Raw genomic sequence first — 24,160 nt, forward strand, 5'->3', positions numbered from 1 at the left:
CTCTGACACTGCAAACACCACCCACGCACCCAGACAGCTTCAGGTGGGCGTGTCCAACACCCACCTGAAGCTGCCGACTGGCTACTTCCAGATGCGGTCCAGGTAATCACGCATTGACCGGTCCGAAGAGAAAAACCCAGAGCGGGCCACATTAAGAATCGCGGACCGAGTCCACGCTGCTTCATCGGCGTAGAACGCTTCTACTCGTGCCTGCGCTTGCATGTAGGAATCGAAATCAGCGAGCGCCATGAATCGGTCTGATCCGAGGAGGTCGCCAACGAAGGCGTCCGTGGCGTGACGGTCGCCGTTGGTGAAGTGTCCAGAGGAGATGAGGTCGATTGCGGCTTTGAGGGTGGGGCTGGATTCATAGAACGAAGCGGGTTGGTATCCGGTGTTGTCGAGTTCGACTACTTCGGGTTCGGTCATGCCGAAGAGGAAGAAGTTGTCGTCGCCGACTTTTTCTCGGATTTCGATGTTGGCGCCGTCGTCGGTGCCAATGGTCAGGGCGCCGTTGAGGGCGAGTTTCATGTTGCCGGTGCCAGATGCTTCTTTTCCGGCGAGGGAGATTTGTTCGGAGAGGTCCGCTGCGGGGATGACGCGTTGGGCGAGAGTGACGTTGTAGTTAGGTGGGAAGGCAACAGCCAGGCGCCCGGCAACGCGTTCATCTGTGTTGATGGTGGCGGCGATGGCGTTGATGAGAGCGATGGTTTGTTTGGCCATGAAGTAGCCCGGGGCAGCTTTGGCGCCGAAGATGACGGTGCGTGGGGTGATGGTGCGCGGGTCGCTCGCACCGGAGATGATGCTGTTATAGAGGGCGACGATGTGAAGCAGTTTGAGTGATTGGCGTTTGTATTCGTGGAGGCGTTTGACCATGACGTCTACGAGGTGGCCTTCGGGTAGGTCGATGCCGTCACGGTTTTTGAGCAGTGCCCGCATGCTGCGTTTGTTGGTGTTTTTTACTTCGCGGAATCGGGCTTGGAATTCGGGGTCGTCGGCGTATTTTTCGAGTTCGGTGAGGCGTTCGAGGTTGGTGACCCAGCCGTCGCCGATGGTGTCGGTGATGAGGCTGCTCAGGGGTGGGTTGGCCAGGCATAGGAAGCGGCGGGGTGTGATGCCGTTGGTGACGTTGGTGAATTTATGAGGCCAGTATTCGCAGAAGTCGGGAAGGACTTTGTCGCGCAGGAGTTGGCTGTGTAGTTCGGCGACTCCGTTGACTTTGGTGCCTGCGATAGTGGCTAGGTATGCCATGCGTACGGCGCGTACCGGGGTTTCTTGGATGATGGACATGCGTCGTACGCGGGCTTCGTCACCGGGCCATTGGCGGCGTACTTCGTTGAGGAAGTCTTCGTTGATGCGGTAGATGATTTCGAGGTGTCGCGGTAAGAGCCGGCCGAGGAGTTCTACGGGCCATACTTCTAGTGCTTCGGGTAGCAAGGTGTGGCAGGTGTAGGCGAAACATTGCTTTGTGATGTCCCATGCTTCATCCCAGGTGAATTGTTTTTCGTCGACAAGGATGCGCATCATCTCGGGGATGGCGATGACGGGGTGAGTGTCGTTGAGCTGGAAGATTACTCGTTCTGGCAGGTTATGAAGGTCGAGATTTTCTGGCATCGTCTGTTCAATGAAATCTTTCAGCGATGCTGCGACGAAGAAGTATTGCTGTTGGAGTCGGAGTTCTTTGCCTTGTGGAGTGGAGTCTTCTGGGTAGAGAACTTTTGTGATGTTTTCTGCGAATGTTTTTGCCCGTACTGCTTCTGCGTAGTCGCCTTTGTTGAAGAGGTTGAGGTCGAATGCTTCTGTTGCGCGGGCGCGCCATAGCCGTAGTGTGTTGACAACGCCGTTGCGGTATCCGGGAACCATGATGTTGTAGGGAATTGCTTCGACGTTCCAGCCTGGGTTCCAGCGCACGTGCTGGGTGCCGTCGTTGTCGGTGTATTGCTCGGTGTGTCCACCGAAGTTCACGATGACCGCGCGGTCGGGTTGGGGGAATTCCCATGGATCGCCGAGTTTGAGCCACCGGTCGGGTATTTCTACTTGTTGTCCGGTGTGGTCAAAGGTTTGTCGGAAGATGCCATACTCGTAGCGGATGCCGTAGCCGATGCTGGGGGTGTCCAAAGTTGCCAGAGAGTCTACGAAACATGCGGCTAGGCGCCCGAGTCCACCGTTGCCTAGGCCTGGTTCGATTTCTTGTGCCCGTAAGAGTTCGAGGTCGATACCGAGTGAGCTCAATGCTTGGCTAGCGATTTCTTCTAGCCCTGTTTGCAAGAGTGCGTTGCCAAGTTGTCGGCCGAGGAGGTATTCGGCGGACAGGTAGCCAATGAGTTTTGTGGCTGTGCCGGTTTCGGTGGCTTCGCGGCGGCGGCGGGCAGTTTTCAGCCAGTCTGCTTGCATGAATTGCCGCACTGTGCGCGCTAGAGCTAGGTATTGATCGTTTACTGTGGCTCGTTCTAGGGAAACCCCCTGGCCAAAGTTCAGTTCTTCGAGGAATTCTTGGGCGAAGCCTTCCACTGTTCGTGGTGGTGCTACTGCCGCTTTCCCTGCGAGGTCGCTCGTTGGCGTGAATTGTGGCCCTTTTCCGTATAGAGCCAGTTCTGGTGTTTCATCGGCGAGGTCCTCCAGGCTTGGCCCACTGGGTACGGGTTCGCGAGCAGCGGTCATGGTGCCTCCACGGGTCTGAAAGGTCAGGGATTTTCAGCTATGTCCCTCAACGGTATTCGCGGATTCTTCGCTTCTACTGTGAGACCGCACAAAATCCATCACAAAGCTGTAAATACATGCTCGTGGTAGGGAATGTCCCGCAGGCCTGCAACGCTGAAGAAGCTATGAAGGCAATCGCATACTCCAGCTATGGCGGACCGGAAGTTCTCACCCACACTGACCTACCAGAGCCGAAAGTCGGCCCCGGAGAACTGCTCATCCGTGTCAAAGCCGCTGCCGTCAACCCAGTGGATTGGAAAATAATGCAGGGGCATCTGGATCCCGTCATGGATGTCACTTTCCCTGCTATTCCGGGATGGGATGTGGCTGGTGTTGTCGAAAAAGTGGGATTCGACTGCCCTGAATGGCAAGTCGGTGACGAACTCATCGCATATGCCCGCAAAGACTGGGTCCAGCACGGAACGTGGGCTGAACAGCTCAGCGTGCCAGTGCGTACCGCAGCTCGTAAACCTCGTTCACTCACTTGGGAGCAAGCAGCCGCGCTTCCTCTGGCAGGTTTGACTGCTTACCAAACAATTCACCGTCTTGCTGTCGAGGCGGGCCAGAGCGTGCTCATCCACGCTGCAGGTGGAGGTGTGGGGTCTTTCGCTACCCAGATCGCAGCCGGGCTGGGGGCTCGTGTTATCGGCACTGGTTCGCCTGCTAACCATGACCGTCTGCGTGAGCTTGGCGCGGAGCCTGTCGCGTATGGCGAAGGGCTTACTGAACGGGTGCGTCACATGGCACCCGAGGGGGTAGATGTTGTTCTGGACTACATCGGTGGCGTGGTCGATGTGACTACGGCAGTGCTTGCTCCGGGTGGACGCCATGTTTCGATCATTGACCCCACCGTTATCGGGTATGGCGGGCAGTACATGTGGGTTCGGCCAAGCAGCACAGACTTGACCGCGTTGGGGCAGCTGGTCGATGAGGGCACAGTCCGGGTCGATGTTGCTGCTTCTTACCCTCTGGAGCAGGCTGGCGATGCGGTGCGTGCATCGATGGAGGGGCATGCTGCGGGCAAGATCGTTCTTACTGTGGAGTGACTGGGAGTTTTTCTGTCGGCTTGTGTGACCAGGTCGCTGCCGCGGCTGTTGGTGAACGGTGAACTGGCTCTGGTGTCGTTGTGTCCTTGGGTTCAATGACTGTGGGGGCGGTTTCTTGCTGCATCGGGTGTGTTACCGCAGTTGCTGTTGCAGGTGCAGCGAGCACAGATGTCGAGTTCGTGGCAGCGACCTGCACAACTGATCCAGGTGAGGGGGAACTCTCAGTTGTGGTGTCGTGATTTTGCGGCGGCGTTGGTGGCAAGAGCATGTCGAGCACAGATCGTTGAACAGTGAGCACTTGTGCCATGAGAGCGGCACTGGTGTTCACGAGGAGTTCGGAATGCGCTAGCCGGACACTGTCTGCTGCGATGTCGGTGTCTTCTCGGCGTGAGAGCGCTTCATTTTGCTGAAGCTCGGCTACTGCTAGTGCCCGCGCGGCGTGTGCCATGCGGGTTTCCATGGCTGCCACAGCGGCCTGTTCGGCGAACAGTTTGTCGAGGGCTTCATTGAGTATTTCGAGAGCAGACTTAGCGCCGTCAGCTGTGCGCAGGTCAATGCCTGGGTTGTTTTGTTCTCCTAAGCCCAGCGAGGCAGGGTCAACTTTGGCTTTGTCGAAGGTGACACTCTGGCCTGCGTAGGCGCCGGTTTGAATGGTGATGGTGCCGTTTCCTAGAACGGATTGGCCATCGACCCGCGTGCGTTCGATCATCGCTGACATCTCGCCAAGGTTGAGCACAACGACGCTGTGGAGCGCGGCACGTTGACCGTCGCTATATGTTCCGGTGGCAGCTTGGACGGCCATGGTGCGCATGCGCTGCAGCATGGCCGTCATCGAGGTCATCGCTCCTTGTCCTACCCGGGCCAGGGCGATGGCGTCTTGTGCGTTACCTCCTGCTGCGGACATGCTGCGAGCCAGGGCGCCTTGACGCTCGGCGATTGTGAGTCCTGCACTGTCGTCAACGGCGAGTTGGTGTGTGCCATTGGTCAGGGATGCGGCCGCTTTTGTTGCGATGTCAGCGTGGTGTTCCCAGTTTCGGTGTATGACGCTGGCCAGCGTATTCATGTCTGCGGGGATACGCATGGTGGACCTCCTTGTGCTGTTTCACCTTCCGTGGTTGTTGACCGGCCAGCGGCCGAGGCACACATGGGGTCGTTTGCCTTATCGGCAAGTAGTGGCAGGCAGTGAAGAGGTTTTGTTACCTGTTCAGGACACTTGTTCAGTGACCTGTAGGGATGTTGTGGCTGGCTGCTCGGCGGGGGCAGCGCTGGGGGTGATTGCGGCGGCATTAGTGTTTGGGGTGTTTGCGCGGGCTCGTGCGAGCAGCAGTGCAATGACGAATCCGGTGATGAGTGCGCCGAGTGCGTAAATGCCGGTGGACGCTCCCTTGGTGGTGACGGAGTCAGCTCCACGGGTCATACGGACGGTTGTCATGGTGGGTTGTCCGTTGGTGGGGTTTTTGGGGGCGAGTTGCCCGACGACTTTGGAAAGGGAGTCGGCGGTGGCGTCAGCTAGGGATACGGCTTCGTTAGAGGAGGTTCCGGTTGCGGTGATTTCTAGCAGGGTGGAGGCGGTGGGCACATTGACTTTGATGCGTTTGCGCAGAGTGTCGAGTGATTCTTCGGGGGTAACGCTTTGTTTGACGGGGCTGAGCACTTCACCAGTGGTGGTAGAGGTGGCGAAGGTTTGCATCATGCTTGCGATCGCGCCTGTCATGGGGTCTTGGTTAGCGTTGCCAGTGCCTTGGGCGGGAACGACGGCCAGAGTGGCTGTAGAGGTGTATGTCGTTGGGGTCAAAGCGGCCCAGGATCCGCCGATGACTCCTCCGAGGACAGCGAGAGCGCCAATCATGATGAGGTTTTTGCGGATAAGCCGCAGCATGTCCATAAATGTCACTTTTATCCCCCGAGAAGTTTTATTTTTCTTACTATTCATCATTGGTGGATTAGGGGAAGTGTCTCAACTGCGTGGGTCGCTGATGTATACGGGGTCTGAATAAGCGACTCTTTCATTGGAATCAATGATGCGACCAACATAAAAACCGGCGGAATCGGTGGTTATTTTCTGATTTCCGACAATGGTGCGCGATAGGGCCGAAAGGGCACTGGTAGCTGTTGCGGTATCGAAGCTGAGTTTGGCTGAGCGTGTGTTTTGGAGGATTTCGACGAATCGCATGGGGTGCGCGGCAGTAAGTGTGGCGTTTCCTTGCGTGGCGTCGCCGGTGAGGCTCAAGGTTGGGTTGGTTGGCAGGGCGCGAGCTGCGGGGATGGAGTAGTAGTGGGTGCGTTGGTTGGTGGTGCGCAGTTTTTCGTTGGCGCCGTAGACGACAACGGGTGCGGAGACAACGTGTTGTAGGGGTGTCCCGCCAGTGGTGAGGCTCCAAGCGTGGGCGCGTAGAAAACGCCGTGATGGTGGCTGATCTGCAGGAAGGGGGGTATTGGTGGTGGCTGCGGTGGCTTTACCTGCAGGGGCAGTCATACGGATGGGCTCTCCGACGGGGGCTCCGCTGCCGTCATGGAGTTGCACATTGACGATGACGTCGGTTTTTCCGCCGTTGAGGATGAGCGCTTCTGCGTGCACCGTTTGGCCTGCTCGGGTGTGGTTGGGGGTGGTGATGTAGAGCTCGGCGCGGGGTGCGGGTGGGGGGAGGCCGCGGAGTTTGGCGGCATAGAAGGCGTTGATGTCTGAGCGGGTGATGTTCCAGTCGCTGCTGGGTTTGATGTCGGTGTGTTCGACGAGGTCATTCCAGGTGATGATGTTTTGCCAGGGGGCACCGGAGGTAAGGGCAGCTTCCCACTGATTGCGCATCATGGTGGTGCCTTGGGCGTCGACGAAGCCCCCGCCGGGTGTTTCGCGGTTGTAGCCGGGCATGATTCCTCCGGCGTAGGGCAGGCTGCGGGAGACGGTGTAACGCAGAATGTCGTTCCAGATGTACTGGGAGCTGTCTTCAAAGTTCCAGGCAGCGTCAAAGGCGTGGGCATAGGTGTCGATACGGCTGGCATCGAAGGTGTGCCCGGTTTGGGAGGAGTCGGTCTGGAGGTCGCCGATGAGGTAGACGGGCAGCTGCTGCTGGTCAATGGTGTCGCGGACTTTTTCCCATTGTTGTGGCGGCATATTTCGGGGACCGTAAATGTAGATAACGAATTTGTCGCCTATTTTTGCCGCTGATGCATGTTCTTTTGCTATTTCAAGGTATTCGCGGATCATACGGATGAGCCCGTCGGAGCTGGATGCCATAAAACATGGAGCGATAGAGAAGTCGTTATCTGGGTGGGAGTCATTCCATGTTGGGTCGGCTTGTTTCATCCATTCTTTTGTGAAGTCGCTGCCGCGGTTAATTCCTTCGAATGTGAGTATTTGCATTCCGGTGAGTCCGGCTGCTTGGGCGCGGGGTAAACCTGAGGTGGGGCGAGGAGGTGAGCTAGGGCCGCCGGGGATGAGGTCCAGGGGGTAGGTCGATCCGTAGTCAGTTTTACCTGGCTTTTCGTGGTAGTCGGCGAGTCCGTGAGGAACCATGTGTGCCCACACTTGTTTGCCGGGCAGCTGGGTGGATGTTGCAGCGACCAGGGTGGCCAGAGTGCTGTCGGGTGAGTGGGCAAGGATGCTGCGTCGGGTTTCTGCTGCGATGGGGGTTTTACTGGTAGCGATTCCGGCACCTGCGGTTAGGAGGATCGCGGCTGTGATGATCGTGGTGTGTCGTGTCATACGTCGAAGTGAGGTACCCATAGCGCTCTTTTCCTCAGGTTGTCAGGGCGGGTGCGTCAGGGGGCTGTAGTTCGCTAGAGCGGAAATGAGCTAGGAATGCTTTGGCTAGATAGAACGCCAGGGCCAGGGCGATCATCATCGTGACGACGCGGTTGACGTTGCGGGTGTTGTATTGGGTGATGTAGAGGACGCTGATGAGGGATAGGCCTAGTTGGGCGGCCAGGAAGAGCAGGGATAGTCCGCAGTCGGGGTCGGCGACGAGTTGAATGCATAGTCGCAGCAGGGTTCCCCAGACGAAGACGGCCACAGTGAGTGCGAGGGCGCCGAAGCTGGCGAATTCTCCGAGCATTGAGTAGGGGATGTAGTAGTGGACCCGCATGGAGGTGACGATGCGGTCCCACCCGGCGATGGAGGCGGGGGCGGGGTTGAGTTCGATGAGGATGTCATCGATGGTGATGCCGCGTTCTGCGGCGACGTGGACCAGGAGAGGGACGGTGAAGCCGACGTTTTCAGCGATGGTGGAGATGACGGTGGAGAGGTACCCGGGTTCGCTGAGGTGGCTGATAGTGGCTTCGGTGTAGGGGATGAGGCCGTGGGTGAGTTGGTTGCGTAGCAGTAATGGGATGGGTAGGGCGATGGCGGCGGAGGTGCCGCCGAGAAACCAGGCCCACACGTGGACGCGGATGCCGCCGAGGAGTCGACCGATGAGGAAGAGTACGGCCGATCCGGCGAAGAGTCGGGTGGCGCCGGAGAAGAGGATGGTAGCCATGGCGATGGCTAGGAGTGCGCCGGTCCAGGGGTGTCGGGTCGAGACGATGCCTGCGGCGATGAGTGCGACGGGGGCGATGACGCTGGCGAGGGAGATGATGGGTGGGGGTGCTTCGAAGGTGAGGTAGGCCGGTGCCCAGAGAAGGTATTGCCCTTTGGCGATGAGACCGAGGGTGACTCCGCTGGCGGCGATGGTGAACCAGAGGGCGGTACTGCGGGTGGTTGGGGTGTGGGTGGTGGTGCGCCAGGTGAGGGGGATGGGGTGTTTGAGGGGGATGGTGGCGGCGCCGAGTAGGCCGATGAGCGCGGCGGTGACGAGGGCGATGGCGGTGGCGCGGTCGTAGGAGGCCCAGACGGGTCGGAAGGGGGTGTCGGGGATGACGAGTCCGGAGTTGAGGTAGATCTCTGCGCCGGCGAGGCTGAGGATGAGGAGGGCGGCCAAGGCGAGCAGGGGGACGCGGTCGAGGGTGATCCAGGTGTAGCGGTGGTGTGGCTTGGTGGTGTGTTGGCGCGTGTGCCTGGTGTCGGGCGTGGTGCTCGTCACAGGTGTCCCCTTGTGGTTGTTCCCCCGGTTTGATGCGGTTGTGCACCTTTGTTTGTGAAGGTATAGATGGGGGCTTTCCACATGCGGTGTGGCTGTATACCAGCGGGTGTTTTCGGGGACCCTGTGGCGGTGTTTGTGCTGGTGGCTTGTGGTGTTGTGTTGCGTGGATGGGGTGGTTAGTGGGTGGGGGCGGTGGGGGTTTTTTCGCTGGTGGGTTCGAGCAGGCTGGCGGCGATGGTGGGGCCGGGTTCGGCGAGTTGGGCCAGGGCTGCGGCGACGGCGGTTTGGTTGGGTCCGCCTGTTTCGATGAGTCGTTCGGCTAGTCCGGCGGCGGATCGTCCGCCCCAGAGTTTGAGGAGCATGCGGGCGAAGCGTTGTGGTTGGCCGTGGACGGAGACTAGGCGGATGCAGCAGTCGAGGGCTTCGTCGAATTCGCCGATGCGGGCGGCGAGGATCATGCGTTCGTTGAGGATGGTGGTGGTGGGGACTTTGCGGCCGTCGGCGGCGGTGACGTTGTGCAGGGTGCGTAGGGTGCGTAGGGCGGAGTAGGCCTTGCCTTGTGAGGCTGAGGATAGTGCGCGTAGCCAGGCGGTGTATTCGCTGTCGGCTCCGTCGCGGTCGAGTTCGGCGATGACGGCAGTGGCGGCGTTGTGGTGGTTGTGGGCGATGAGCAGGGAGGCGAGGTCTTGGCGGGCGCGCCAGCGGCAGATGCGGGTGGCTCGGGTGGTGCGTGCGCGGGTGAGGTCGGTGAGGGCGGCGTTGTCGTCGCCGAGGGCGCGGTGGAGTCGGGCGCGTTCGACGAGTGCGGTGACGAGGGCGTCGCCGGCGGTGCCTTCGTGTTCGAGGGTGGTGATGGCTGTGGTGGCGCGGTGGCGGCGGCGTTCGAGGCGGGATCGGTTGGTGGCGGGGTCGGGGGTGTTGGTGGTGCGGTTGATGGTGATGACGTCGCGGCCGGGGGTGAGGGTGGTGGGTTTGCGGCCGGGGATGAGTGGTTCGAGTTGGGGGTTGTGGATTCCGCGGAAGCGGGCGATGGCTGGGCGGTAGAGGAGTTTTTCGCGGTGTTCGGTGGGGTCGTCGTCGTGGGTGAGGAGGATGGATAGGAGGTCGGGTTGGGCCATCATTCCGGGGGTTGCTTGGATGAGGCGTTCGAGGCGTTCGGTGTCGGCGGTGACGCGGTCGTTGGGGGTTAGGTGCAGGACCCAGGTGGCGTCGGTCATGGCGGCGGCGTTGTTGCGGGCGAGGCTTTCGTCGTATTCGCCGGTGCCGGTGGTAACGGTGGCGCCTGCGTTGGTTGCTTGGTCGAGGATGCGGGGGTCGGCTCCGATGCTGTAGACGCAGATTTCGGAGACGAGTGGGGTTAGGCGCTGCAGTGATGCGATGCACGCGCGCAGGTCGGTGGCTTCGTCGGTGGCGACGATGCAGGCGGCGAGCAGTTTGGTGGTCATGGTGTGCTCATCGGCGTTGTTTTTACTCGTTTGAGTAAGGAATTTGTCTGTGTTGCTTGCGTTTTGCGGCACGGTTAGCCGAGTAGTCGGGGGCGGGCGGCGTAGGGTGCTGCGCTGCGTAATTCGTGTGCTTTGGCGAACCAATGGTCGGCTTCGTCTGGGTGTTGGAGGGTGGTGTGCATGACTGCCATCGCTTGAGCTGCGAGGAAGCTTCCGCGCCCGGTGACGGTGCCGGGCAGGTTTGTGGTGTCTCCGATCGACATCGCTCGTTTCCAGCACGCTTCGGCCATGGGTGCGAGCGTAGCTGCTTTGTTGGGGTCAGCGAGGATCATGTCGAAGAACAATTCGCCTACTAGGTAAGGAAAGTCAGGTGATTTTTCCCACTGTCCCATTTCTGCATCGATGAGTGCTAGGGCGTCACTGTGGCGTTTGGCGGCGCGTAGGGCATCGAGGGTTTCCATCACGTAGGTGTGGCGGTCTAGCAGTCCAGGGGCGAGGGCGTCGGCGGCGCGGGCGAAGCTGCCTGCGGCTGCGCTGGGGTCACCTTGGGCGCGTTGCCATTTGCCGAGTTCGGCGAGGATGCGGGGATCATCTGGGTGGATGAAGAGGGCTTGGGCTACTGCGGCTCCGACGAGGTTGCGATCGAGGGACCAGCCGAGGACGTCGGCGTCGTCGCAGGCGATAACGGTGGGCAGGGGGTGGGTTTTCATGCCGGGGTAGGCCGGTTCGGGGTGGAATCGGCCAGTGAAGCGTACGGATCCGGGCAGGATTCGTGGTTGGAGGTGAGGTGCTTCGGCTCCTCGGGATGTTGCTCCGGGGATGATTTCGATCAGGCCTACGCGGTTGGGAGGCCATGTGCGTATGTGTTCGAGCTGGTGAGCGCCGCTGTCGATCCACTCGTGGGCTTCGAGGATGAGGTGCCAGTCGGCGTTGGCTGCAGACAGAGCTTGGTTCCACAGCAGTGAGGGGTCGTCGTGCCAGGTGGCTTTGGTGACGTGGGCTCCGGCGCGGCGGGCGCGTTGTGCGGTGTCGTCGTGTGAGCCCAGGTCGAGAACGATGCTGGAGTCTACGTAGGGGTGAGCGCTGGCGAGGGCTCGTTCTATGTATCTGGCTGAGTCACGCGCGATCATCACTAGGGCGATTCGGGCCACGTGAGTTCCTTTCGGCTGTGCTCACAGCTGTGTTTGCGCAGTACGTTGGCGTTCTTGTGGCTGTGTGTCAGGCCGGGTGGGGTTGAGTGTTGGCGTGAATAGGCTCCCGCCGTTGATCGGCGGGAGCCGTGGTTCGTGCTGAGTGTTGCTTTCCTCGAGGGTTTTCGCGTCCATGCGTGCGTGTGACCGCTCCTGAGTGTGTGACCGCCCCCGACCGATCATGTCTGCTCTCGAGGCCGCAATCACGTCGGTGTCTGTTCGGGACAGGCTCCCATTCGGCATGTGTTTATGGGCGTTGACAACATTCGTGGGGAAAGTCTGGACAACCTGTCTTGCACGGGTGTTTTACGCCCGAATGGGTGGGTCTGACTGTTTTCTTGCTGTGGCTGTGACCAGCGATAAGTCTTGTGTTGCAGTGTTTTTCATGGGTGCCTATTTTTCTTGAGTGTGACTCACGCCACACAAGAGATGTGTCTCATTTGCCGAGATGGCTCGAGTTGCGAGAGGCAACCGCCATGTGACACGCAGGGGCAGCCCCGCTATTTATGAAACACCTCACGCTGATTCGCGTGAGCTAAATAGTGTGATCTCGTCTGAGGCATCAATAGCGGTCGTCAGTCGTTCGCGGTAGTTGGAACGAGCAGCGACCTGCGCGTAATACGCAGCCTTACGCCGCGCTACCGCACCACCACCGCCAACACCACCCCGCCCACCAGACTCCAACATCTCCGGCGACAACTGCGAATTCATCCCATCACGCAACAACTTCAACGCCTCCGCACGCATCTGCGAAATACGCGACTCCGTCACCCCCAACTCCTCAGCCAACTCACGCATCGGGCGATCCTCGAAAAAACACCCCCGCACCACAACACGCAACCGCTCAGGCAACACAGCCACCGCATCACGCAAATACGCACGACGCTCACGCGCCAACAACGTCGCCTCAGGCGTAGCCACACTCGAAGGCAACAACGCATCCACCCCAGAGCCATCACCACCGGCCCCATCAGTAATCACATCAAGACGCAACACCACCGACGAATGCAGATCAGCATCCAACTTCTCCAACTCAGACACCGACGCACCCAACGCCTGCGCAACCTCGCCCACCTCAGGGCGACGCCCCAACTTCGCAGCCAACTCATCATGCACCGCATCACGACGACGCACCTTTGAGCGCAACGAACGCGTAGCCCAGTCCGCAGAACGCAACTCATCCAACAACGCACCACGAATACGCCGCACCGCGTACCGACCAAACGGCACACCCAACGACGGATCAAATGAGCGCGCGGCAGCAGCCAACGCCGCCATACCCGCAGACACCAAATCATCCATATACACATGCGAAGGCAACCGAGAACCGATCGACCTCACCTCAAAATGCACCAAAGGAAGATGCACACGACACAACTCATCAATGGACATTGGTTCAGGGATTTCCAACTGTTCCTGACCGTTTTCACTTTCGTTGAGCAGTGCGCGGGCAGCGAACCTATTCATGTGGATGTTCTGGTTTTCTTTTTCGCCCTTCCCCTTGGGGCTTGTCATTGAATTAGAAGCAGTCACGAAACGAAACCTAGAAATCACTAAACACCCTGACTACCCGTGTCTATATAATGAGACACAGCAGGTCAGGTGGTCAATATCAGGATATTCACAGTTTTATCCACGGCCTCATGCGTGCATGGGATAACCATTTATCAATGTTGCGCAAAAAAATTTACCCACCTATAACCAGCTCAATAATACGGAGCTTGTAATTCCGAACGTGACATCAAGACAACCGTTCACAACAAAGAGAAAACGCTTTCCTTACTCATTCAAAAGCGTTCCCAGACCAGTGAATTCATTTACAACCGCGCCATATTCGCCGATTGGCTTCACATCCCGGACCGGGACCGCGAACCCCGCACAGCCCGGACCCCCTCTTTCCGGGCAAGCAGGAGGTTCCGTGTTCGTCTTCGGTGTACACATCGAGTGCCAAGACGTTTTCGACAAGCACTGTCTACCCGGCATCGCCGACCACGGCGGTCGGGATGCAACGTTGATCACCACTACAGACTTGCCACGCAGTCAGGCATACGCCGACATGATGGAAGCTGCCGCTGCCATGGAGGCAGTCGAAGCAATCATCCTGCTCTCCGAAAAAACCCGCATCACCGATCCTCTTTTCGCTATCAAAGTCACTCGCGCCCTGACCGCAGACCCCGCCCTGGATGTTTTCGGCCCTGAACGCGATGGCGACGTCGCCACCGACTGCCTCATACTTCGCCCTGAGGCCCCACGTCGCCTAGCACCCCTGGAGACAGCGCACACTCCCCCAGTCGGTTCAGTTCCCGTAACACCAACCGAACCGCCCTGCCCACAAGACCTTGACGAAATCGACGCTGTCGGCAGATCGATCTTGGAACGGGCACGCCTGAGCGGAATGAACGTTTCTCCCATCGAGCTATCCACCACAGACTTCACCGCTAACAATCCCCTTATCGACCAAACACAACAGTTCCAGATGGCCGCTGTGGCTTGGCAAGGACGCGCAGCTCACCGCATCACGAAAGCAATGCTGCAACGCTGGCGCGAACATCCGACCAACCCCACAAACAACCTCACTTTTGAGGCTCAACTTCCCCCCACTACTGAAACCCCCACCAACATCCCCATGGGCGATGCCCTCGCCCTTGAACGAGGCGAGCTCCTACATCACATCCCTGAAGGAACCCGGCGCGTTCTTGATGTCTCATGCGGAACAGGTAGTCGAGGGGCAGCAGTCAAAGACCGCTTCGGTGCACACGTCGTGGGCATCGAATCCAGCGCTCCCCTGGCAACCGCTGCCCGCACCTGTCTGGATGAGGTACACCACCTAGACCTCAATTCCGTCGACTTCACCCGCCCAAGAGCGCTGCCTTTAGACGGCGAACCTTTCGATGTCATCGTCCTCGCAGGGACCCTCGAACGCCTTGTCGATCCCGAAGGGCTCTTGCGCACCCTCATCGATCACCTCACTGATGATGGACTCCTCATCGCAACCCTGCCCAATGTCAAACATTGGTCGGTCATCCTGCCGTTGCTACTTCAAGACCGGTTCACCTACACCACCACAGGCCCGATTCAGCCCGCCCACCTGCGCTTCTACACCATGATCGAAGGAGCAAGCCTACTGCGACGTAGCGGCTTTAACTGGTGCGAAGCAGCAGCCGCCACTACACTGCCACTGGCTGACCCCTCCCAGCTCACTCCGCTTTTAGATGCGCTCAGCGCCTACGGAGTAGATAACAATGAAGCCCGCACCCTGTTCGAGGCATACGAGTTCGTACTCACCGCCCGCAAAGAGCGCCCCGAAGAACACCAGGACAATTCCGATATGTAGCCACCGGGCACACGCAAGGGCCTCTGCGCCGAGTGTTGGGGGCACTCAGGCGCAAAGGCCCTTGTCAAAGCCGGCAGGGGGAAAGCCGGCATGCGGGGGGAGGCTGGGGAATCCTCTGACTTCCCGCATCGCAACAAAGTTTTCAACTCCACTGTGTGGAGGTCCAACCCACCCGCTAGCCGTCCCAAGCACGTAGCCGAAGACCATCAGGCGATGATTGTTCATCGAACTCACCTTCGTATCGACCTTTTCCTTCGCTGCTTAAGAAAAACGACCGATACTTCCATTAATACGCCTCACCGACGTGAGTCATCACATCGCGGCATTGTGGTTGTCAATGTCCTCATCACCTTGTGCTAGGGAGAGTCGTTCGCGGTAGTTGGAACGAGCAGCGACCTGCGCGTAATACGCAGCCTTACGCCGCGCTACCGCACCACCACCGCCAACACCACCCCGCCCACCAGACTCCAACATCTCCGGCGACAACTGCGAATTCATCCCATCACGCAACAACTTCAACGCCTCCGCACGCATCTGCGAAATACGCGACTCCGTCACCCCCAACTCCTCAGCCAACTCACGCATCGGGCGATCCTCGAAAAAACACCCCCGCACCACAACACGCAACCGCTCAGGCAACACAGCCACCGCATCACGCAAATACGCACGACGCTCACGCGCCAACAACGTCGCCTCAGGCGTAGCCACACTCGAAGGCAACAACGCATCCACCCCAGAGCCATCACCACCGGCCCCATCAGTAATCACATCAAGACGCAACACCACCGACGAATGCAGATCAGCATCCAACTTCTCCAACTCAGACACCGACGCACCCAACGCCTGCGCAACCTCGCCCACCTCAGGGCGACGCCCCAACTTCGCAGCCAACTCATCATGCACCGCATCACGACGACGCACCTTTGAGCGCAACGAACGCGTAGCCCAGTCCGCAGAACGCAACTCATCCAACAACGCACCACGAATACGCCGCACCGCGTACCGACCAAACGGCACACCCAACGACGGATCAAATGAGCGCGCGGCAGCAGCCAACGCCGCCATACCCGCAGACACCAAATCATCCATATACACATGCGAAGGCAACCGAGAACCGATCGACCTCACCTCAAAATGCACCAAAGGAAGATGCACACGACACAACTCATCAATATCAACCGAACTCTCAGTGGAACTCGCTGCGGAGAGTTGGTTTTCATCAGAAACGGTCACGAATCCACTGTCAGACCAGATACTTTGAAGCATCAAAGATTGACCACATTTTGAGAAATGCCTGATTGTGCCCCTATTTGAGCTTGATTACTTTACGATTTACTGAACACTTGAATGCAAGAAAACAGTCACCTCGGAGAGTTGTCGACAATCAACTGGACATACGACTGTTTTAAAAAGAAGCAATAAAACGACCAACAAAGACGAGTGCACAACTTTTCATCGAAGCTCGAATTCTCCACCTGAGAATATTTTCCCAAAAAATCACACCCACGTATTTCTCAGTGATTTTTCGGAATCATTTACTCACTCAACATTCTTCGTCAGATTAATTATCGAAAAAAGTTCTTTTTAAGGTAACTGCACGCAGAGAAACTCCTGGTCACCACCGCTTTCACTCAACTCCACCGCTGGCACGTCGATGAGCCGAATGTGAACGACACGCAGACCGCGATGAGGAACTTGTCCCTCGACGACACAGCACTCATGGCGCTGTCCAACCTCTCCACAGGGTTGTGGCGCATCCAGGAGCTGCTTGAACTTCTCACTTACCGCCTCGACACACAACAGGCGCTAGTGGAAACAGGCAGATCTCGTTGGCTGGGCCGCTCAACCCGGGAGATCGAGCTCGTTCTTGCAGAAATGCGAGAAGCAGACCTGATGCGCGCAGTCGATGCCCAACCCGTATGCGAAGCACTCGGACTAAGCCCCGAAACCCCTCTCAGCGCCATCGCTGCAGCAGCTCCTGCACCGTGGAACGAGGTACTGGCAGAACACCGCCAGGCCCTCAGCGTTGCCAGCGCAGAACTAGCAGCACTGAGCCGCACCAACAGCGAAATGCTCGAGGTTAGCTACAAAGCAGTGCAGGACACGCTCGAAAAGTTCAATCACACCCCCGGTCCCACTGGCGATGACACTTACACAGCCAAAGGGGCCCGAGCAAATAGCCGTTCACGCCACCTGTTCGACCAAAAATCGTGACCCTTACGACCATGGCCGAACTGACCGCCGGGCGACACCAGGCCGTCCGGGAAGACAACCAACCAGTACAAGGGTGGGAGACACACCTATGACCACAACGACCGATGTCAACACAAGCGTCGACATCACTCTCGATGCCGGTCTCGTCGGATTCCCTCTGGCGCAGCACTTCCGTCTCAGCGAGGCAGAAGGCGGCCTGTACGAAATGGAGTGCCTAGACATTCCTGACATGGCGTTCGTTGTTATCGCACCGAACCCGTTCTTCCCCGATTACTCACCAGTCATCGACCCGTCCACTGCTGCCCGACTGGGCATTGACTCCCCCGAAGAAGCATTGGTTTTCCTCGTTGTGAACCTCGGCTCTGAAAACGAAGGGCCCGCAGCGAACCTCATGGCACCCCTCATCGTCAACACAAAGACACGCAAGGCAATGCAGGTAGTCCTCGACGGGCAGAATCTGCCACTCCGTGCGAGCCTCCCTGTCAGTTGAGTACTGCCGCGCTACCGTAACCAAAAGCAGCAGTTCCCACCCCTCCACCTTCGGTGCACCTGCCGAGAAAAGGAATTCACGTGCTGGTACTCAGTCGCCGACCCCAGCAAAGCCTCCTGATCGGTCACGACGTAGTCGTGACCGTGTTGGAGGTGAACGGGGACACCGTCCGGATCGGCATCAAGGCTCCTTCTGATGTTGATATCCACCGCGAAGAAATCTATCGGGACCTTCAAAAAGCTAATGCGGCAGCCGAGGCCAAACCTGGCTCCGCCGCTGAACTGGCTCGCCGAATCCACGCGGGGAGTAAGAAGAAATCCGAAGAAAGCTCTGCGGCGGGCGAACAGACCGCATCACATGCGGAACCCGGAGCTCAATACCAACCGTGACCGGCGGTTCCGCTGGCTAGAAAACCGGTTTTGGTACAAAGAAATGACACGCAGTATCCCTGATGTGCGTTTCTGATAGCCGCCACGGTTCCTGGTTGGCGATTCCGTCCTGTACGGTAGAGGTACGAACCATGACAGAATTTCCGGAGCCGTCCCGGCTCCACCCCGAACATGCTGGACCACGCTGCCGAGATTGTGTCGGCCACGTGGTCTCTTCGTGGGAAGGGCGAGACGGGATCACTCCGACGGACGCGTGAGGGGGTCGACGCCATGGGGCGCGGCCGAGCCAAGGCAAAGCAGACCAAAGTCGCTCGGGAGCTCAAATACTGGACTCCTGACACTGACTTGAGGGCACTTGAGCGCGAGCTCCACGGAGAGCAGACGCGTCAGCCAGGTCGTGGGAATGCAAGTAAATCCCACGATGACTGGGACGACGACGAAGACGATTACTCGGGCTGGGCTTCGCGTAGTCACTGACGTTTCGCTCACCAGTAAAGCCACGCACAGTAGTTGAGGGACCGCACCATTCGTGGTGCGGTCCCTCAACTACGTCCAAAACAGCCCAACAAGAGCGTGTGGTGTGAGTAACAGGCCCATTGCCTGTACTCACACCACACGCCCCGTCAGGCCTTCGTGAACCTCAGGCGCCTACACCATTGCCATGATGCCCAACCATCGCGACAGCACCGCCCTGCACGCCCTTGGCTCCCTGAACAAGCCCAGAACCATCGGCAAGACCAGCAGCCTCATCAAGACCCTTGATCTCACCCATATGCCAGGCATCCACACCAGCAGCGCGAGCCTTCTCGATCACAATTTCAGCCGTCTGCGGCGCCACTACAGCAACAAACCCAACACCCAAGTTGAGGGTTTTTTCCATATCTGCGCCAGGAACCGCTCCCAAGCGCTGAATCACCTCAAAAACAGCCGGAGGATTCCACGTAGAACGGTCAACCACAGCCGCAACGCCAGCGGGCAACACCCGCGCAAGGTTGGCTGCCAAACCTCCACCTGTCACGTGCGACAACGCATGCACATCGGCACCAGGTGCACGCAGCACATCCAAAAGCAGTTTTGTGTAAATACGGGTCGGCTCCAGAAGCTCCTCCCCCACCGTGCGGCCAAACTCATCCACGTGACGGTCATACCCCCACCCGGCAGAATCCATCACCGCACGCACCAAGGAATATCCATTGGAGTGCACCCCAGAAGAAGCCAAGGCAATCACTGCATCGCCAAGACGAACCCGGTTCGGGGTGAGCACATCGTCATACTCAACAACACCAGTTGCCGCGCCAGCACAATCAAACTCATCCGCAGCCATAAGACCAGGGTGCTCTGCCGTCTCACCGCCGACCAGAGCCACACCCGCTTGGCGACACCCCTCAGCAATCCCAGAAACAATCGATGCGATCCGGCTGGGCTCCACCTTGCCGCATGCGATGTAATCCGTCATGAACAGCGGCTCAGCACCACACACAACAATGTCATCCACGACCATGCCGACTAGATCAATACCGATCGTGTCGAGAATGCCCGTTGCACGTGCAATCGCAACCTTCGTGCCAACACCATCAGTGCTCGTTGCCAACACAGGTCGCTTCATCCCCGCCAGCGCAGAGGCATCAAACATCCCCGCGAAGCCGCCCAACCCTCCCAGAACCTCAGGGCGCTGCGCACGGGCCACAGAGGCCTTCATCAACTCAACAGCACGGTCGCCAGCCTCAACATCAACGCCAGCCGCGGCATACGTGATCGGTGAAGTGTTTTCGCTCATGGCGGTCCTTCCAGAAACAGGCTTACGAGGGTCAGTGGTCGCTGCCGGCAGGGGCATGAGCCGACGGCGCATCAGGAGAAACAACACGACCCGTACCGCCATGACGCACCTCAGTAAGCTGTGCATCAAGCAGACCCGAATCGGCCTCGGCATCAATAGCAGGGCGCAGCCCCTTCTGCTCAAGCACAGACTTGCCTAGATCTCCTGGCTCAGGCAGCTCGATCGGATAGTTACCCGAGAAGCACGCCGTGCACAGGGTGCTTACTTCCTGCTCAGTAGCCGCGATCATGCCCTCATCACTGATAAATCCCAGCGAGTCAGCACCGATACTTGCGCAGATCTCATCCACATCAAGCCCATTAGCGATGAGCTCAGCACGAGTAGCGAAGTCAATACCGTAGTAGCAAGGCCACTTCACCGGCGGAGAAGAAATACGTACATGCACCTCAGCTGCACCGGCCTCACGGAGCATCCGCACCAGGGCACGCTGTGTATTCCCCCGCACAATTGAGTCATCCACCACCACGAGCCGCTTACCAGCGATCACCTCACGCAGCGGATTGAGCTTCAAACGAATACCCAACTGGCGGATGGTTTGGCTAGGAGCGATAAACGTACGCCCCACATACGCGTTCTTCACAAGACCGTTGCCATAGGGAATCCCTGACTCCTGGGCGTACCCAATAGCTGATGGCACCCCCGACTCTGGCGTAGCCATCACCATGTCGGCTTCGACTGGGTGCTCACGCGCCAGCGCCCGCCCCATCTCCACCCGAGACGTGTAGACATTACGGCCATGGATAGTCGTATCCGGGCGAGCCAGGTATACATATTCAAAAACACATCGAGCCGGAGCAGGATCAGCAAAACGCGTGCTGTGCAAACCATCGGGACCGATGGACAAAAACTCACCAGGCTCAATCTCGCGCACGTGGCTGGCACCGACGATGTCCAAAGCCGCGGTTTCACTGGCAACCACCCAGCCGCGCTCCAAACGCCCCAACACAAGCGGACGCACACCCTGCGGATCACGTGCCGCATACAACGTGTTCTCATCCATGAATACGAAGGAGTAAGCACCCCGCAGCAGCGGCAATACCTTCAGCGCACGCTCTTCCAAAGACGCACCTTCGCTGTGCGACAGCAACGCCGTCACCAACGCAGTATCCGTAGTGTTCCCCTGCTTCAGCTCACCGTGATGAGCCCCACCAGAAAGCTCCTGCACAGCCTCACGAAGCTCCGCCGAGTTAATGAGGTTGCCGTTATGCGCCAGCGCCACCGTGCCCTGGCCAGCATCCCCCAAAGTGGGCTGGGCGTTCTCCCAGCGGCTAGCCCCAGTAGTGGAATAGCGGGTATGGCCAATAGCGATGTGGCCAGTCAGCAAGCTGAGACTGTTCTCGTCAAAAACCTGGCTAACTAGTCCCATGTCTTTGTAAACCAGCATGCGCTTGCCATTACTGGCAGCGATACCGGCAGACTCCTGGCCACGGTGCTGCACGGCATACAGACCGAAGTAGGTCAGCTTGGCGACCTCCTCCCCCGGAGCCCAAACACCGAAGACGCCGCAGTGGTCCGCAGGGCCGTGGTCGTCGTCGAGAAGGTTGTGGTTCAGTCGTCCGTCACCGCGATGCACGTGTTCAGTCTGTCACAGGCACGACGGCGGGCAATTTCTTCGTGGGCAGATCCGTACCCTTCAGCCCTTACGGTCAAGAGCCAAAGCCAGCACGCACCCCAGGAAAGCACCAACAAGACCAATCACAGCGACAACGAACATCGTCATCGACGTATCGCTGTACTGCACTGCCCCGCCCGAAACCCCACCAGCCCAGATAGGGGCATAGAAATCAAGAAGAAGACCAATCAGCATCCCGCAGATAAATCCCACACCAATAAACCGGCCATACCGCGGTGACCTGCGAACACGCATCCGAGCAGTAATGATCGGATCTTGCCCCGAGAAAGTCACCGGTTGAGGCACAGGCTGACCGGAGGCATCAGTGGACTCATCATCAGTAGGTGGAGTCTGCTCAGCATTCACACCCCCAGCCTACGTGGACCCGCAGCCCAATTCAGGACCCGACAACCGACGCTGCGCCGCTGCTTAACTTACATACAACACCCCAACAATGCACCTGTTGGCCATCACGCAAACAGCGGCAACATCCCCGATAAGTCAGAACGCTCACCCGAAGCCGACACGCGACCCGCGGCGCACATGTGCTCCCACGACAGCTGCCCCACCACCAGCCCTAGCCACGTCTGCGCATCCATTTCCACCACATTCGGAGGAACTCCCCGTGTGTGCCGAGGCCCCTGCACACACTGCACCACCCCAAACGGCGGCACCCGCACCTCCACACTGTGCCCAGGATGCCGCTGACCAAGCTCCTCTAAGGAATATCGCACCGCCGTCGCCACCAATGACCTATTCACCTGCACAGGACGCTCCTGCTGCAGTGAGCCATCCTGCTCAGCCTGGTCACGCCACTTCACTAATGCTTCATGTCCAACAACTGGGTCTACCCGACGCCCCATAGCAAAACCCTCCACATGCACAGCCCATCACCCTGTGACAGCCATCGACACAAACACCTCCTCATCCTCCACCAACCCGCCCGGCACGCGAACACTGTTCAGGGCTTCCCAAGCTGCGCGGCGTACGATGCAGTGATGGGCAGACGTTCCACACGCCGCGGCGCACGACTCACAACAACCCAGGCCACAGCCCGCACAAACACCACCTTGGCCTCCTCTCACACCGACGTGCTCGACCGCACTACCGACCCAGGCACAGAAACCACCGACACCTTCGAACTCATCCCTGACGAACTCGGCGGAGTCACCGTCATGATCGATGGGTTCCCCCAGTCCTACGTCCACACTGCTGACCCTGGCCTCATCCCCTTCGAATACATGCAGCAACTCGCCGCCGTAGTCGATGTGCTGCCCATCGGGAAGATCACCACCACACACATCGGCGGCGCAGGCCTAACCCTGCCCCGCTACATCGAATACACCCGCCCAGGATCCCCCCAGATTGTGCTCGAGCCCCGAGCAGACGTCACCGCACGAATCCGCGAAGAACTCCCCCTGCCCCGCGGGCACCGCATCCGCGTGAGAGAACAGCTCGGACAAGATGGCATCACTGCCCTCGCCGATGACAGCGCAGATTTACTCGTTGTCGACGCCTTCGCCGCCGGACGCATCCCTGCACCACTGGCCACATCTACGTTCTGGAATCAGATTGCGCGAGTATTGCGCACCGCCGGACTCGCAGCATTCAACGTGCCCGACAAACCCGGCCTAGCCTACGCAGCCCGCATGGTCGCCACCGCTGCCAGCGCCGGTCTAAGCCACGCCGTCATGATCAGCACCCATGACGTACTACGCGGACGCCGATTCGGCAATGTAGTGATCGTCGCTTCAGCAGTTGCATTACCCGAAGAAGAACTACGCCGCCGCATCCTGCGCGCCTCATTCCCCACCGGGATGCGCGGGGAAGAAGAAACCCGACGCCTGAGCGCCACCGCCGCACCCATCGGGGCACACGAAGACGCCCCCTCCCCCGAACCGCCTACCCCATCAGTATGGCGGGCGGTCTAACCGAAATAACCACGAAGTTAAACCGCCCGCCATCACACTCACACGAACGTGACTCCCGTCAACGCCTCATAAGCAGCTACATACGTAGCCCGCGTTGCCTCAACAACCTCCTCCGGCAATGCCGGAGGAACCTGACCACTACGGCGATCCCAGCCACTAGCCGGTGACAGCAACCAATCCCGCACAAACTGCTTGTCATACGATTTCTGTGCCTGCCCCGGAGTCCACTCCTGAGCCCGCCAAAAGCGCGAGGAGTCCGGAGTCAAAAGCTCATCAGCCAAAATCACATTCGGAACTCCATCAGCATCCACACCCTCGACACCAAACTCCACCTTGGTATCTGCCACAAGGATGCCCCGCTCCCCCGCAATCTCATTGCCACGCTTAACAATCGCGACAGTCAAATCACGGACCTTCTCTGCCAACGCCTCACCGATCTCCTCCTGAACCTGCGAGAACGTCATCGGCGCATCATGCTCACCCAACGGAGCCTTGGTCGTCGGCGTGAAAATCGGCTCCGGCAACTTCGAAGCCTCACCCAAACCATCAGGCAACGCCACACCACACACGCTTCCCACCTGCTGATACTCCGCCAAACCACCGCCTGTCAGATACGCCCGACCGATGCACTCCACCGGCAACATCTCCAGACGCTTGACCAACACAGCCCGACCCTGCACCTGCTCAGGCACATCGGTGGAAACCACATGGTTAGGAACCAAATCAGCGAACTGCTCAAACCACCACAGCGACATCTGCGTCAACACTCGACCCTTGTCAGGGATATCACTATCCAACACGTAATCGAATGCAGAAATACGGTCAGAGGCAACAAGCAGCACCTGATCCGATCGCGGCTCACCCGTCACCTGATCCAACGGCGCATACAAATCACGCACCTTGCCCGAATACACGTGCGTAAAACCATCCAAAGCCGTTCCCGGCGTGTAAGCACCCATA

The 24,160-nt window shown here is 58.8% G+C and carries 21 protein-coding genes; 7 read left to right on the forward strand and 14 right to left on the reverse strand.

Annotation, left to right across the window (positions count from 1 at the left end):
* Positions 1-81: 81 nt before the first annotated feature.
* Positions 82-2,658 (reverse strand): glycogen/starch/alpha-glucan phosphorylase, encoded by a 2,577-nt coding sequence (locus DXZ77_RS07980; RefSeq protein ID WP_115031229.1) that lies wholly within the window; start codon positions 2,656-2,658, stop codon positions 82-84.
* A gap of 164 nt (positions 2,659-2,822) precedes the next feature.
* Between DXZ77_RS07980 and DXZ77_RS07985 the strand changes: the two genes are divergently transcribed.
* On the forward strand, positions 2,823-3,743 hold the full coding sequence (locus tag DXZ77_RS07985) for an NADP-dependent oxidoreductase (RefSeq protein WP_115032763.1): 921 nt from the start codon (positions 2,823-2,825) through the stop codon (positions 3,741-3,743).
* On the opposite strand, the gene DXZ77_RS07990 is transcribed toward DXZ77_RS07985, so the two are convergent.
* The 7 genes from DXZ77_RS07990 to DXZ77_RS08020 form a co-directional block, all read right to left on the reverse strand.
* Positions 3,730-4,824 (reverse strand): flagellin N-terminal helical domain-containing protein, encoded by a 1,095-nt coding sequence (locus DXZ77_RS07990; RefSeq protein WP_115031231.1) that lies wholly within the window; start codon positions 4,822-4,824, stop codon positions 3,730-3,732. The two genes, DXZ77_RS07985 and DXZ77_RS07990, sit on opposite strands and share 14 nt — an antisense overlap.
* Positions 4,825-4,947: 123 nt before the next feature.
* Entirely contained in the window at positions 4,948-5,628 is a 681-nt protein-coding gene (locus DXZ77_RS07995) for a Wzz/FepE/Etk N-terminal domain-containing protein (RefSeq protein ID WP_181816074.1), read from the reverse strand.
* Between the two features lie 72 nt (positions 5,629-5,700).
* A complete protein-coding gene (locus tag DXZ77_RS08000; RefSeq protein ID WP_115031235.1) occupies positions 5,701-7,446 on the reverse strand; it encodes a glycoside hydrolase family 71/99 protein in 1,746 nt (581 codons plus the stop codon).
* Positions 7,447-7,480: 34 nt separating this feature from the next.
* Positions 7,481-8,758: a hypothetical protein gene (locus DXZ77_RS08005; protein WP_115031237.1), complete on the reverse strand. Its 1,278-nt coding sequence runs from the start codon at positions 8,756-8,758 to the stop codon at positions 7,481-7,483.
* Between the two features lie 176 nt (positions 8,759-8,934).
* Entirely contained in the window at positions 8,935-10,275 is a 1,341-nt protein-coding gene (locus DXZ77_RS08010) for a glycosyltransferase family 2 protein (RefSeq protein WP_115031239.1), read from the reverse strand.
* Between the two features lie 2 nt (positions 10,276-10,277).
* On the reverse strand, positions 10,278-11,354 hold the full coding sequence (locus DXZ77_RS08015; protein WP_115031241.1) for a glycosyltransferase family protein: 1,077 nt from the start codon (positions 11,352-11,354) through the stop codon (positions 10,278-10,280).
* Positions 11,355-11,909: 555 nt separating this feature from the next.
* Positions 11,910-12,926, reverse strand: coding sequence for a sigma-70 family RNA polymerase sigma factor (locus DXZ77_RS08020; RefSeq protein WP_258553214.1), 1,017 nt, complete (start codon positions 12,924-12,926; stop codon positions 11,910-11,912).
* 385 nt (positions 12,927-13,311) lie between these two features.
* Between DXZ77_RS08020 and DXZ77_RS08025 the strand changes: the two genes are divergently transcribed.
* On the forward strand, positions 13,312-14,727 hold the full coding sequence (locus DXZ77_RS08025) for a class I SAM-dependent methyltransferase (protein ID WP_115031243.1): 1,416 nt from the start codon (positions 13,312-13,314) through the stop codon (positions 14,725-14,727).
* 312 nt (positions 14,728-15,039) lie between these two features.
* On the opposite strand, the gene DXZ77_RS08030 is transcribed toward DXZ77_RS08025, so the two are convergent.
* Positions 15,040-15,960, reverse strand: coding sequence for a sigma-70 family RNA polymerase sigma factor (locus DXZ77_RS08030; RefSeq protein WP_258553216.1), 921 nt, complete (start codon positions 15,958-15,960; stop codon positions 15,040-15,042).
* 453 nt (positions 15,961-16,413) lie between these two features.
* On the opposite strand from DXZ77_RS08030, the gene flgN reads away from it, so the two are divergent.
* From flgN to DXZ77_RS08050, 4 genes are all read left to right on the forward strand, one after another.
* A complete protein-coding gene (flgN, locus tag DXZ77_RS08035; protein WP_115031247.1) occupies positions 16,414-16,941 on the forward strand; it encodes a flagellar export chaperone FlgN in 528 nt (175 codons plus the stop codon).
* Positions 16,942-17,029: 88 nt separating this feature from the next.
* A complete protein-coding gene (locus DXZ77_RS08040) occupies positions 17,030-17,431 on the forward strand; it encodes a flagellar assembly protein FliW (protein WP_115031249.1) in 402 nt (133 codons plus the stop codon).
* A gap of 80 nt (positions 17,432-17,511) precedes the next feature.
* On the forward strand, positions 17,512-17,820 hold the full coding sequence (gene csrA / locus DXZ77_RS12755; protein ID WP_115031251.1) for a carbon storage regulator CsrA: 309 nt from the start codon (positions 17,512-17,514) through the stop codon (positions 17,818-17,820).
* 270 nt (positions 17,821-18,090) lie between these two features.
* Positions 18,091-18,297, forward strand: a complete 207-nt coding sequence (locus DXZ77_RS08050) for a DUF3073 domain-containing protein (RefSeq protein ID WP_028326778.1) — start codon at positions 18,091-18,093, stop codon at positions 18,295-18,297.
* A gap of 163 nt (positions 18,298-18,460) precedes the next feature.
* Here DXZ77_RS08050 and purM read toward each other — a convergent pair whose 3' ends face one another.
* From purM to DXZ77_RS08070, 4 genes are all read right to left on the reverse strand, one after another.
* Positions 18,461-19,597: a phosphoribosylformylglycinamidine cyclo-ligase gene (purM, locus tag DXZ77_RS08055; protein ID WP_115031252.1), complete on the reverse strand. Its 1,137-nt coding sequence runs from the start codon at positions 19,595-19,597 to the stop codon at positions 18,461-18,463.
* Between the two features lie 31 nt (positions 19,598-19,628).
* Positions 19,629-21,230, reverse strand: coding sequence for an amidophosphoribosyltransferase (purF, locus tag DXZ77_RS08060; RefSeq protein WP_115031254.1), 1,602 nt, complete (start codon positions 21,228-21,230; stop codon positions 19,629-19,631).
* 60 nt (positions 21,231-21,290) lie between these two features.
* Positions 21,291-21,635, reverse strand: coding sequence for a magnesium transporter (locus tag DXZ77_RS11815; RefSeq protein ID WP_147279234.1), 345 nt, complete (start codon positions 21,633-21,635; stop codon positions 21,291-21,293).
* Positions 21,636-21,739: 104 nt separating this feature from the next.
* Positions 21,740-22,132 carry a sterol carrier family protein gene (locus DXZ77_RS08070; RefSeq protein WP_115032768.1) on the reverse strand — a complete coding sequence of 131 codons (393 nt, stop codon included), beginning with the start codon at positions 22,130-22,132 and terminating at the stop codon, positions 21,740-21,742.
* 135 nt (positions 22,133-22,267) lie between these two features.
* Between DXZ77_RS08070 and DXZ77_RS08075 the strand changes: the two genes are divergently transcribed.
* Positions 22,268-23,200, forward strand: a complete 933-nt coding sequence (locus DXZ77_RS08075) for a spermidine synthase (RefSeq protein ID WP_181816075.1) — start codon at positions 22,268-22,270, stop codon at positions 23,198-23,200.
* A 38-nt stretch (positions 23,201-23,238) separates the two neighbouring features.
* Here the strand turns inward: DXZ77_RS08075 and DXZ77_RS08080 are convergent, their stop codons facing one another.
* On the reverse strand, positions 23,239-24,159 hold the full coding sequence (locus DXZ77_RS08080) for a phosphoribosylaminoimidazolesuccinocarboxamide synthase (protein WP_115031259.1): 921 nt from the start codon (positions 24,157-24,159) through the stop codon (positions 23,239-23,241).
* Between the last annotated feature and the right edge of the window lies 1 nt (position 24,160).

It is taken from the genome of Dermatophilus congolensis (assembly GCF_900447215.1).
Lineage (GTDB): Bacteria > Actinomycetota > Actinomycetes > Actinomycetales > Dermatophilaceae > Dermatophilus > Dermatophilus congolensis_A.